General features: G+C 40.6%; 13 protein-coding genes and 2 tRNA genes. 2 read left to right on the top strand and 13 right to left on the bottom strand.

Features of this window, described 5'->3' with window-relative positions; translation table 11 throughout:
- Positions 1-125: 125 nt before the first annotated feature.
- From RTR76_RS20750 to RTR76_RS20725, 6 genes are all read right to left on the bottom strand, one after another.
- Positions 126-202: transfer RNA gene (locus RTR76_RS20750), tRNA-Pro, on the bottom strand.
- Positions 203-215: 13 nt separating this feature from the next.
- Positions 216-290: transfer RNA gene (locus RTR76_RS20745), tRNA-Gly, on the bottom strand.
- A 101-nt stretch (positions 291-391) separates the two neighbouring features.
- The gene (locus tag RTR76_RS20740; protein WP_312524517.1) at positions 392-739 is read right to left on the bottom strand and encodes a hypothetical protein; all 348 of its coding nucleotides are present in this window, start codon (positions 737-739) and stop codon (positions 392-394) included.
- A 570-nt stretch (positions 740-1,309) separates the two neighbouring features.
- On the bottom strand, positions 1,310-1,435 hold the full coding sequence (locus RTR76_RS20735) for a hypothetical protein (RefSeq protein ID WP_312524516.1): 126 nt from the start codon (positions 1,433-1,435) through the stop codon (positions 1,310-1,312).
- Positions 1,436-1,526: 91 nt separating this feature from the next.
- On the bottom strand, positions 1,527-1,919 hold the full coding sequence (locus tag RTR76_RS20730) for a hypothetical protein (RefSeq protein ID WP_312524515.1): 393 nt from the start codon (positions 1,917-1,919) through the stop codon (positions 1,527-1,529).
- Positions 1,920-2,010: 91 nt separating this feature from the next.
- Entirely contained in the window at positions 2,011-2,175 is a 165-nt protein-coding gene (locus tag RTR76_RS20725; RefSeq protein ID WP_312524514.1) for a hypothetical protein, read from the bottom strand.
- 249 nt (positions 2,176-2,424) lie between these two features.
- Here RTR76_RS20725 and RTR76_RS20720 point away from each other — a divergent pair, with 249 nt between their 5' ends.
- A complete protein-coding gene (locus tag RTR76_RS20720) occupies positions 2,425-2,901 on the top strand; it encodes a hypothetical protein (protein WP_312524513.1) in 477 nt (158 codons plus the stop codon).
- A gap of 111 nt (positions 2,902-3,012) precedes the next feature.
- On the opposite strand, the gene RTR76_RS20715 is transcribed toward RTR76_RS20720, so the two are convergent.
- The 6 genes from RTR76_RS20715 to RTR76_RS20690 form a co-directional block, all read right to left on the bottom strand.
- Positions 3,013-4,137 (bottom strand): radical SAM protein, encoded by a 1,125-nt coding sequence (locus RTR76_RS20715; RefSeq protein ID WP_312524512.1) that lies wholly within the window; start codon positions 4,135-4,137, stop codon positions 3,013-3,015.
- Positions 4,138-4,407: 270 nt separating this feature from the next.
- On the bottom strand, positions 4,408-4,737 hold the full coding sequence (locus RTR76_RS20710) for a hypothetical protein (RefSeq protein WP_312524511.1): 330 nt from the start codon (positions 4,735-4,737) through the stop codon (positions 4,408-4,410).
- Positions 4,738-4,840: 103 nt separating this feature from the next.
- Positions 4,841-5,284 (bottom strand): cupin domain-containing protein, encoded by a 444-nt coding sequence (locus tag RTR76_RS20705; protein WP_312524510.1) that lies wholly within the window; start codon positions 5,282-5,284, stop codon positions 4,841-4,843.
- A gap of 114 nt (positions 5,285-5,398) precedes the next feature.
- The gene (locus tag RTR76_RS20700; protein WP_312524509.1) at positions 5,399-6,703 is read right to left on the bottom strand and encodes an SLC13 family permease; all 1,305 of its coding nucleotides are present in this window, start codon (positions 6,701-6,703) and stop codon (positions 5,399-5,401) included.
- A gap of 21 nt (positions 6,704-6,724) precedes the next feature.
- Entirely contained in the window at positions 6,725-7,630 is a 906-nt protein-coding gene (locus RTR76_RS20695) for a 3-keto-5-aminohexanoate cleavage protein (RefSeq protein WP_312524508.1), read from the bottom strand.
- A 48-nt stretch (positions 7,631-7,678) separates the two neighbouring features.
- Positions 7,679-8,707 (bottom strand): ketopantoate reductase family protein, encoded by a 1,029-nt coding sequence (locus tag RTR76_RS20690; protein WP_312524507.1) that lies wholly within the window; start codon positions 8,705-8,707, stop codon positions 7,679-7,681.
- Positions 8,708-9,013: 306 nt separating this feature from the next.
- Here RTR76_RS20690 and RTR76_RS20685 point away from each other — a divergent pair, with 306 nt between their 5' ends.
- The gene (locus RTR76_RS20685) at positions 9,014-10,390 is read left to right on the top strand and encodes a sigma 54-interacting transcriptional regulator (protein WP_312524506.1); all 1,377 of its coding nucleotides are present in this window, start codon (positions 9,014-9,016) and stop codon (positions 10,388-10,390) included.
- Positions 10,391-10,618: 228 nt separating this feature from the next.
- On the opposite strand, the gene RTR76_RS20680 is transcribed toward RTR76_RS20685, so the two are convergent.
- Complete coding sequence (locus tag RTR76_RS20680; RefSeq protein WP_312524518.1) at positions 10,619-11,782, bottom strand: GGDEF domain-containing protein; 1,164 nt, start codon at positions 11,780-11,782, stop codon at positions 10,619-10,621.
- Positions 11,783-12,101 lie beyond the last annotated feature (319 nt).

The raw sequence follows: 12,101 nt of genomic DNA, 5'->3' as shown, positions 1-12,101 counted from the left end.
TTTCAAGGAACACGTTTTGTGTTTGCTGCTATCGCTTGTCGCGGTGACAGCTTATATAGAATATCATCTTAATCAGTTTATGTCAACTACTATTTTTTAGTTGTTTAAGTTACTGACATAATTACTGGTCGGAGCGGCAGGATTCGAACCTGCGGCCCCCTGGTCCCAAGCCAGGTACTCTACCAAACTGAGCCACGCCCCGATATTAAGATAACTGGAGCGGAAAACGAGATTCGAACTCGCGACCCTCGCCTTGGCAAGGCGATGCTCTACCGCTGAGCTACTTCCGCACTGGAATAATAGAATAACAAGTATGCTTGTATTTGTCAAGAAAAAAATTCGTCCCATTTTCTCAGGACGAATTTTTATGTATCTATTTCAATTACATGCGTTATCTGTGATGCCACCTGTTATGCATATCTTTTGCATGCTGTCTGATTTGATGCAGCGCCCTATCATGACGTTCTAACTCCCGTTGCTGACGTTCCCGCCATTGCTTTCTGCTTTCGTGAGGGCGACGTTTCATTTCACGCTCATGGCGCTCATTTTCAATTCTCTCTTGTTGACGCCGTTGCTGTTCTATACGTTCCCACTCACGCTGGTCTCTATGATCATCCCTTTGCCGCATCTCTTGTATATTATCAACTTTGGGCGATGCTTCAATGATAGAAGCACCTAATCCAGCCTGCATAAGTCCGATCATCGAAAAAACAATTATTTTTTTCCCTATATTCTGCATAACTCAAACTCCTTTTTTATCAATCCTATACAAAATGACTAACTAGTCACTAACGGATGCACGATACCAGATAAACTTTTTTCTACCCCCTCTGCGGAAAAAAATATGTACAATGAATTAACTAGTTACCTCTTTTTCATCACAACTCAGTCAATCCTCGCCTTGGATTCTATCCGCTAAACTAAGTATAAATCCCATCTTTTAGAATTTTTTTAGAAAAACATGGTTTATTAAAAATTACTTACCTTATTTAAAGTTGGAAGCCCCTGCTCAACAAGTAAGCAGGGGCTTCATTGAAATATCCCAGTATCAAGTTGTGGTAGACGTCCGGGCAGACAAATGGATGCTATTTCTTAACAGCTTGAAGAGTCGTCGTTAGAGCAGAAAAACAGTAAAAGTATGATGATGACGATGATAATTCCAATGCCGCCACCATTACTATTACCGAAACCGCCGAAACCACCGAAACCCATACCAATTCCTCCTCTGTAGGATATGTAATCTTTATATCCTGCTTTAGAGTATGATTAGTAAGGTCAATTGGTTACAAAAAATATTTGATTCTTGTAGCTAACAATCAACAAAACAATGGTCATCACGGCCGAAGAAAAACAGCAGCAGTATGATTACGATAACAACACCAACTCTGCCGCAAGAAGTATTAGTAAAACCTCCGCAACAGCTTCCGAAGCCCATCGCACTTCCTCCTCCAAAAGGTGATACCTATATAAGGTATGCGCCTCGGTGAGGCCGGTTCCTGCAAAGACTTTTCATTACCAAATATCTTTTATGGCAGAAACTTGACGGTAAGATCGGGCAGAATCCTGGTAATATACCCGAGTAAATCTTCTTTATAAGATTCATCCTTAATCATTTTCTCTAATACTTCTTTTTCAATAAGAATATATGGCTTGATGGTTATACCGAGCAATGGATGCTTTAAGCTGGAATCCAAACTTCCCGTTTCTGTACTGGAAATCTGAATGCCTGTAACAACAAAAGTATATTCACCTAGCACTTTTCCAGAATCCGTAACCTGAAGCCCGACACGATTTTCTTTGCCTGCGAAAACTGTTTCTAACATCCCTACCACATAGGGATGCTTTTCTTTAAATGCCTTGAGTATATTCTCGCGATACTCTACAAGCTGCTTTGTCACTAAACTATCTAATTCGGTCATTGCGATCGCCTTCCTTTCACCACTAGGCTTCCCCTCACAATAACTATTTATAAATAAAACAAAAGAGATCCATACCGGATCTCTATCTGGGCTATCTGTATTTATTGTTATTAAATTCAGCCAGCATAGCGGCTTCAATTTCCACGTATTTTTGGAAAATTTCTCTTGCTAAATCAATTTCATTTCCACCATCATTTTTCAGCTTGCACTTTTTCAGTGTCAGCATCACTAAATCATGAATGTCTTGCTTTAGCATACACCAGACCTCCTTGATACTATTTTTATGTACAATTCGCCTAATAAGCAAATAATTCCTGCTCCGCTAAGCGCTTGGCATTATTCTGGTCATGCTCCATTTCACTGCATCCCACCCGGCCAAGTCAAAGTTTTCACATGTCACTACCCACACATATGAAAACAAAACGAAATCAGTAAAATCCGTATAAAATAATCATATTAAGGCACCATACTCCTAAGTACAGTTACACAGAAAGGAACTAATTTTATGAATGCAACACTGTTATTTTATCCGGTTTACTTGCTTATAGCCTTCACTCTCACCCTTATTTTTATCCCGCAGAAGGATTATAAGGAGTATCTCATATACGGAATCATAGTTGGCGCACTTGGTGATGTAATAATGGTAGGTCTGGTGCAAAATGTATTGCATATCATGTGGTTTAAAAACATGGGAATTTTCGATGTGCTTGGGCAACACGCTCTTTCTCCATTAAGCTGGCTTGTCACAGTCATGCTATTTCTCCGTTTCTTACCCAGTCGGAAGACCTTTCTGTATATTTACATACTCACCTTCAGCTGTGCCAGTGTTGCTTATGGCATCGTAGTAAGGAATGCTGATTTATATGATTTTCTGGCCTGGTTTTATCCCATTCCTGCTTATTTCATTTTCGTACTTTGGTGGAGCTTTGCAGTATGGATTTTTCGCAAAACAAGTTCCTTAATCCCTCGTGGCAGACCTTAATAAGAATAAAGCGTCCATCGCAATCAATAAAATAACCAGTACGTTTACACTAAAAGCAAAAAGGCCACGCAAAAAATCTGCGAGGCCTTCTTTATTTATGAAACCACTATACTAAAAAACTAAAATTTCCGGTTTATAGCCATCAGGTAATTCTTCTTCATTTAAAAATTTGAAATTGTCATCATTCAATATTGGGATAAATATTTCATAGGGAATCATAGAAAACTCACAGGCATAATTACTGGCTCCAAACCACATACCAGCCTTGCTGCTCAAGTTTAAGCTTCTCGCAAATTTTGTGTAGTTTGAGCAATCATGAACTGCTAAATCCCAGTTTTCTTCTTCCGCTATTTTCATGAACTTCAACGTTAATTCCCTGCTCCAAATGGGGGATATATAACCATGTCTGGAAATATACATATTTTCTCCATAGTAATTGCCTATGTTATTTTCATTTAAATGTAATTCCGCACAGTTGATGAAATCGAGTTTTGTTGCAAAGATTGCTTGCTTTTTCTTGAAAAATGCTTTGAAGAACTCCGGTGTCATGGGAGTTTCAATCCCCACACTCTTAATATATTTTTTCGCTAATCCAATATTCTCAATTACTTTGTCCGAACAATTAGCAGCACCTAAGTTGAAACGTATCTCATCAAGACCGGCTTCACCTAATGCTTTCAATGTCTCTTCTGTAGCCAAAGTACCATTTGTGTATAAATGTTGATGAATTTGAGCAGCACTGAATTTCTTTATAACTTCATAATACTTTTCTATTTCCATAAATGGCTCTAAATAAACGTAGGAAACACCAGTAGGCTTTTGGTAAACGGAAAGAAGCAGATCTATATCCTTCTCGTAAAATTTTGTGCCTCCAATTTCCCACATACCTTCTCCAACCGGCTGGATATTATCCAGTTCGCCATAATTATAGCAGAACTTACATTCTATATTACATGTATTCGTTTTTCTTATTGCACTCAAACCAGTACCCAACAGACAAGAACGACATCCATCGGAGAATTTGTCTTCATTTCCTACAAAGAAAGTTCTATTCTCCAAACTTTTTAAGCTTTTAATTTCTGACATTAATATATCATTTCTATGATCTATTGCTGTCTCAATTTGCGCAAAGGTAGCGTAAATGATTTCTTTGTGTTTGATGCTAAGTTCCTCTTCTTCAGGCATTTGCGCAAAAAAATCAAACCATATCAACGCATCATTCTTGGAAATTTTCATAACATATCCGCCTATCTATTTAATCTATATTTCACATTATCAGCCATGTGTGAATATCAACAAAGCAATCGGTAGCTGAGCTTGACTACTTATTCTGCAAGTAATTAAGCCATAGCATTTAGATTATACTGGTTTATACACCAGTTTGCAACAATGTCAAGCGAACGGGACTGCCGGCAGTTATTGATTACTGAACTTAATGCAGTGCCTTACATAAAAAAAAGCAGTACAGCACTCATCGAGCTTTGTACCACTTCCATTTTTGATTCATCACTCTTTAGGTACTTCCTGTAAACCATAAAGACACCACTCACAAAAATAACGATCAGCCATGGGGGTAATTACGGTACCGATTTGACTTTCTGCCCGGCTTACAATTTCAGCTGCTGCAAAATCTGTTTTTTGCAAATAAACCTGTATATCACTGCCGCAAGAAAATTCCTGCAGCTCTTCCGCCACGACAATCCCCCCCTTCACTGAAATAATGCGGCACCGTCCAGCATATATGCCGTGGCATTCTTTTTCTGGTGTAAAGGCAACTAGATGATCGCCTAGATTTACCCCATCCGCCGTCAGAAAAAATCTACTTTTCGCTTTCATATGATCCACCCCCTATACTAAGTAGTAACCTTAGCATGGGTAAAAACATCTTCCCTTATGTACAAAAACCGCCCATCCCAAAGGATGAGCGGCATTTTCTTTATTACCCGTGTTCATCTGCATCGGCGTCTGCCTTTGTTAGATGCACGGTTCCTTTTGGATGCTGCGGTGGTGCATAAATTGAATATAATTTTAACGGACCTTCTCCGGTGTTGATTAAGTTATGCCAGGTGCCTGCTGGTATAAAGAAGGCATAATCCTCACAAACTTTTCGCTGAAACTGCAAATTATTCTTGCTATTGCCCATTTTAACAAGTCCAAAACCTCTTTCAATACATATAAACTGGTCAAGCTGAGGGTGAATTTCTAGGCCGATTTCACCACCAACCGGGATAGACATCAGCGTTAACTGCATGTGGTTTCCCGTCCAAACAGTGGTGCGAAATGTTCTATTCCGTTTTGCTGCCTCCGCTATTTTTATAATAAAAGGCTTAGGACCATAGTCCATTGTCTGATAACCACGTTCCTCGTTATTAGAGCTGTCCATATTATCCTCCTTTCAAGGCTTTTGTATTATCATATGGTACTATACAAAATTCGGTGAAAAGGAGAGACACATAGCCATCAGCGGATTTATTAATATATCATTTTATAATCAGCATTATCTATATAGTACTACTGCCAACGGAATTGCAATCAGCATGACCAGGAATGTTGCTACAACGTGACCATACCAAACGTGACGGTACGCCTGTCGATGAGTTAACCCGGAAACCGCTAACGCAGTTACTGTAGCCCCGCTATGAGGCATAGCATCGAATACTCCGCAAGCCATAACCACAATCCGGTGCAGCATTTCCGGATTTAATCCCATTGCCGCGTATTTACCAATTAAGGTTTCCAATACGATAGCCAATCCTCCGGACGCAGATCCAGTGATACCAGTCATCATAAACGTGGCCGCACTAAGGGCAACAATAGGTGGTCCGGGAATTGCCATAAGAAAATCGGTAATAATCTTAAAACCACTGGTGGCAGCAACGGCCATTCCGTAGCCAACATCAGCGCAGGTGTTAATAATAGGAATTGCCGTATTGGTAGCCCCTCCATTAATGGTGGCAAAATGACTGGTAATATTTTTCCAAAAGCAACCTGCTGCAACTACACAACCGATAATGAGAGCCCAAACGGGGTCTAATTTCAGAGCGTTAAGGCAGATAACAACTGCTAAGGGAGGAACCAAACTAACAAGAAACCCTGGTAAAATCTTGGTATCGTCTATTTCGTCTACTACATTACTTGGTGCCGAATCCGCATAACCTTCGCCTTTAGCATATGCCTTTTTTAATTGCCAGTTCATATACCATGCATTCATTGCCATAATCAGGATGGAACAGATGATTCCCAAGAGCGGTGCTGCCATCGGCGTTGTCCCCAAGTATTTTGTAGGCATAATATTTTGGATAGAAGGGCTTCCTGGAACCATAGTCATACTTAGTGAACCAATCCCAAAGATAAAGGCAGCAATAAACAGGTGCCACGGAATGTTCATTTGTTTAAATAGTGGACGGGCAATCGGCATGACAGCAAAAATAACGACAAACATACTCACGCCGCCCAAGGTTAACAGTAACGTGATCATTGCTACCGAGAATAACACATAAAAGGGTCCTTTGTGGCCAACCAGTTGTAAAAGTTTCCGTGCAATTGCTTTCGCCGCGCCGCTGTCGTCCATATACTTGCCAAAAATAGAGGCGAACAAAAAAATCAGAAAAAACTTAGCGGCATAGCTTATGAACCCTTTCATATAAGGCCCCATCAGAGTATCCAGCACGCCCATACCAGAGAAGATCGCTACTAAAGCTGCGGCTAAAGGTCCAATAACTGCAATGCCTAGTCCCCTAAGCGCTAATACAACAATGACGGCAAGAGATACCAGAATCCCAATTACGCTTAAATCCATCATACATCATCCTCTTTACTGCAATTATTTTAGCCCCAGAATTTCTCTGGCTTCGCTGGATGAGGCTACCTCTCGATCAAATAGCTTGACAATAGCAGCCACCTTTGCAACCGGCTCTGCATTGGACGTTGCTAATACCCCCTTCGAGAGGAACAAGTTATCCTCCAACCCTACCCGAATGTTGCCACCAAGAAACATTGCTGTTGTCGTAATAGCAAACTGGTCTTTGCCAGCTGCTGCACAAGACCATACAAAATTATCACCAAGAACTTTTTCCGCTGTATTGTACAAAAAGAGCAGATTATCAATTGTCGCCGGCAGCCCACCCATAATACCGAGTACAAACTGAATATACACAGGCCCCTTTAGCAGCCCTCTCTTTATAAAATAGGCAATGTTGCTCAACATCCCAACCTCATAAACCTCAAACTCTGGCTTGGTGACGTTTTCACTCATAATCCGGATATAATCTTCGATGTCCTGGAATGTATTGGCGAAAGGTACGGTATAGGTATTCTTCACAAACGGAATTTCCCAGTCGAACTTGGGTTCCTTGATTTTGTCAGCAATAGGCGAGAAGCAGAAGTTGACAGATCCTGCGTTGCACGATGCAAGCTCTGCTGCACAATGCGGAACCGCAGCCAGTCGTTCCATACTGGACATCCCGATAGCACCGCCTGTGGTGATACCAACGATAACGTCACATTTACTCCGAATACCGTCTGTAATCTGCTTCATCAGCTCTGGATTGCCAGTTGGTTTTCCGGTCTGGGGGTCCCTGGCATGAAGATGAACTACTGCTGCTCCCGCTTTATGTGCAGCAACTGCTTCATCAATGATCTGCTCCGGCGTGATCGGAAGGTATTCTGACATACTCGGAATGTGAACCGCACCTGTTAGCGCTGCTGTGATAATGACCTTTCTTCCCATTGAATTGTCCTCCAGTACGTAAGTAATTTTCTTTGTTACTAATACGTGTTACCATTTGTTCTGTAATTCGAAACGCTCCAAGCAAGCCATCGTCGGCATCGGTATGTTACCACTTTCAAAATCCTTTACAATTGTAATGATCGTGTCGCAGGCAGGCGTTGCAACCCCAACCTTTTTCCCCCACTGACTGCAAATACCCACAATATGATCGATCTCGCATTTAATACCTTTTTCCATATCCTGCAGCATACTGGCCTTTAAGGGGCGATGAGGCGTAAAATACTCCCGCAGCCAGGTTTTTGCCTTTTCCAGCCCTTTCTCATCTTCAAAAGCAAGGCTGTAATAGCTCCAGCCGGGAACTAAATCTTCCAGCTGAATATCTCGCTTGCGGACAATCTGCACAATCTCATCGCCAACATAAGCGGCGCAGGCGGTTGCTTTTTCATTATCCAATATTTCCGCATAAGTAGCGCCCAGTGCCGCAGACATCCCACTCAGTGTTGCGTTTTGGATGACTTTAGCCCAGCGAATTCCCATAAGATTATCCACGATGACACAAGTGCCCGTGAGATTCAAAATTTCCGCAATCTTGTTAATGCGCTCTGTTTTTTGCCCGTCAATCTCTCCAATCTCATACCGCATAGCCGAAACGTCGGAAGTAAGTTCAGATACACCAGGTTCCCTATAGGTTGCTCCCCAGCCAACAACTCCGCCCACTGTCCTTTCCTTGCCAATCACCGCCGCCACCGATTCTTCCGGGATTCCATTTTGCAGTGTGCAAACCACACTATCTGGAGCTAAATGCGGCAAAAGCTGCTTCAATGCTACCTCATTGTAGGTCTGCTTTGCCAGAAGAATGACAATGTCATAAATCCCCTCCATCTGCTCTGGTGTAATTGCCTTTACCGGGATATCTTGCAGCTGCATCTTACCGATGACAGTTGCGCCCTTCTTATTCATCGCGTCAACATGTACTTTGTTGGCATCGATCAGGGTAATATCCCCACCATTTTTTGCAATCAATGCTCCCATAATCGTTCCCAGGGAGCCAACGCCCATTAATGCTGCTCTCATCATTCATCTCTCCTGCTCTAGTATTTTTTTTCCTAAGGCCCTGACTCTTTCCCCACCTCCTAAGCCAGCAGCTTCGCTACGATAAATCCTGCCTTCTCGCAAGCTATCTATCGCAACTATCGTGCCAAAACGAAATGTTCAGTATTTACCGATTCTTCTATACAAAAAGGTAACCAAACCGTCCGATTTTTCGAACAACAGTGTCATCACTGTCCGATTTTTCAAACGTTTTTCTTGTATACGGCTATGCTTTATGCTATCTTTTAGTTAGATTCGATCAGCAACGCTGAAGTGGAGGATGGAGCAGCCATGGAGATTCACGATTTATTAAACTTAGCCGTCGATTCTCTCTATTTGTCCATTGTTATCGATGAAGTGGGGACCATTCGGTATATCAGCCGCGCCTATGCCGACATCATCGGTTTAAGAACTGAGGACATAATCGGCCAGCCCGTTGAAAAGGTGATTCCGAACACACGCCTTACAAGTATAATGAAAACCGGGCAAGCAGAATTGGGACAGATTTTTATGATGAAAAACGGCACTCCCACCATTTGCAATCGCTTTCCGATACGCGATAAGAGCGGAAAAATTTGCGGAGCAATATCTACGGCTACTTTTTATGACATTGATAAGGTAGCCCGGCTCAAAGAGGAGATAGATAAGCTCCGCAAAGAAAACCAGATATACCAGCGGCAGCTTGCCGCTCTCAAGCAAATACCTTTTTCAATAAGTGCAGTTATTGGCAATACGCCACACATGCAAAAAATAAAGGCCACCATTGAAAAGGTGGCCGATTCTAACCTGGCTGTATTGATTACTGGCGAAACGGGCACAGGCAAGGAAGTGTTTGCAAACGCTGTGCATCAATTAAGCAATCGCCGTTACGGCAATTTCATAAAAGTCAACTGCGCCGCTATTCCCAAAGATTTACTCGAATCCGAGTTGTTTGGCTATAATGAGGGCGCTTTCTCTGGCGCAAGCAAGGGTGGTAAAGTCGGGAAATTTGAACAAGCAAATAATGGCACCATACTGCTTGATGAAATTGGCGAACTTCCTCTGCCTTTGCAGTCCAAATTGCTGCGAATCTTACAGGAACGCGAAATAGAAAGAATCGGCGGAGTTAAGCCAGTGAGCCTGGATGTTCGAATTATCTGCTGTACAAATCAGAACATAGAACAAATGATCAGCGAGGGTAAGTTTAGGCAGGATCTCTATTATCGGATTAATACGGTAGAGCTTACTATTCCACCCTTACGTGACCGCCTGATCGATATTCCTGTCTTATGCGAGCATTTTATTCAGAAGATTAATCAATACCATAATTGCTCGATAGTCGGAATATCCAATAACGTATTACAGCATTTTCTGAGCTATGATTGGCCCGGGAACATCCGGGAACTGGAGCATGTACTTGAGCGGGCTTGTGTCATGTCCTCAACTGCTATTTTAGATGTCGATCATTTTGATTTCTTCTTGCCAAGAGTTTATCGGACTGTTACTGCTGAAGGTAACGATAGTATCAGTAAAATGCAAACCCTATCCAACAAAAGACATCAAGCTGAAAAAAAAGCAATTATTCAGGCTCTGGAAAGCACAAAAGGCAACAAGACTAAAGCTGCACTGCTCCTGGATATTACCCGGAGCCAGCTCTATGAAAAGTTAAAAAGGTATGATCTGTTATAGTGAAATAATGAAACCCCGCTTCCATGCCTTGCGGCTAAAGCGGGGTTTTGCTATGATTTGAATCGGAATTAGCATAAAAGATCAAGTTAAAAAGCAAATAATAAGATGTAGTATTGATATTACGAATGATTAATGCTACATTTAACATCTTCGAAAAACGCCAATGTTGGCTCAGGTGTTTCGCCTATTATTAACGACACAAGTCCATTCCAACAGAACCTGTCACATTTAATCAGAAACTGGGCTTTCTACTACATTATGCAAACAAGCCTTCTTCTGTTTTTCTTCGTACATAAGTTTATCGCTATGCCGAATGAACTCATATACATTATTATATGAATCATCAAATACTGCTACACCGCAACTAAATTGGATACTGTAAGCCATTTCGTTGCTGTCATTATATGCATCAATATTATCATTTAGTTCTTTTATATACGTCTCTAATCTTTGTCTGCTTTTCTCGTTCAGAAAAAGAATAAATTCATCACCACCACAGCGAATAGCAACACCTACTTCTCCGAAAACCACTTCCAGTTGTCTTGCAAAGAACTGCAGTACTTTATCGCCTTCCTGATGACCAAAAATATCATTAATACTTTTAAAGCCATCCAAATCAATATTTACTACTGACAAAACAATATTGCTTCTTCTACTCCAAATTTCAAGGTATTCATCATAAGCCATACGATTGCCTAACCCTGTTAGCGGGTCCCGCTTCGCCTGTTCGTTCATAATAAAAATATAGTTAAGTACAACAGCAATTCCTACACTATTCCAAATCGTTAAATAGATAAAATAATACAATTGAAAAACTGATAGCACGGCAGGAATAAGCGTAAGAGAACTTATCACGATTAATTCTTCTTTACTGACATTTTTATGATTATTGTATAGAACCATTATGTGCAGCGTGTAATAAAAATAACTTATCAATGGCGAAACAATAAACAACGGTCCGCGTATATATAGATTTTCATCAGTTATTATAAAAAGCCAATTAAAATGATAGCTGCCTAACGATAAAATACTATTAATTATTAAAGGAACCGACAACCAAAACAGCTTTTCTACAGGAATTTTTTTATATTTCTTGGTTCGTTTATAAACGTATAGCGTTGCAATGATTGGCACTAATGGCGTTAAAGTAAATCCCAATGTATTAACAACTTTCTGTAAAGCACTGAAAGCTATATACTCAGTTGAATTTAATACCACACTAAAAATTTCCAATATCAGTATCACTATCGTTAAGCATGTTAATGTAAAAAACAACCTATGCGCTTCTTCTTTTTTATTGAGCTTAAAGCAAGCATGCACAGCAATACTGAGCAGCAAAAGTACCATAAAAACATTCAACTGAATGGAAAGCATTACATTAATTATCATCACTTCTTTCAAACAATTATTACTAACTCGTTCTGGAAGTAAAAGCAGAGCTATTGCAACCGACTTGCTAAAAGCTACTTTAAAATATAAACGAAAAAGCCAGACATTTAGTCTGACACAAAATCATTTTAGTAAGAATAAAAACTTAGCCTGACAATCATAACATTACTGTAAACTCATAGCTTTGCGTCCTTACGTTTAGCGTTTTACTAAATAATTCATTACTATAGACTATTTTAACGCTTCTTCATTATTTAGTCTAGAAGACATTACGAGATAGTTCTATATAGGGAATTATTTGATTCCTTTAATCATTTCTGGT

The sequence above is a fragment of the Anaerospora sp. genome (assembly GCF_032013335.1).
GTDB lineage: Bacteria > Bacillota > Negativicutes > Sporomusales > DSM-15969 > Anaerospora.
This window is presented reverse-complemented; position numbering and strand designations above follow the sequence as displayed.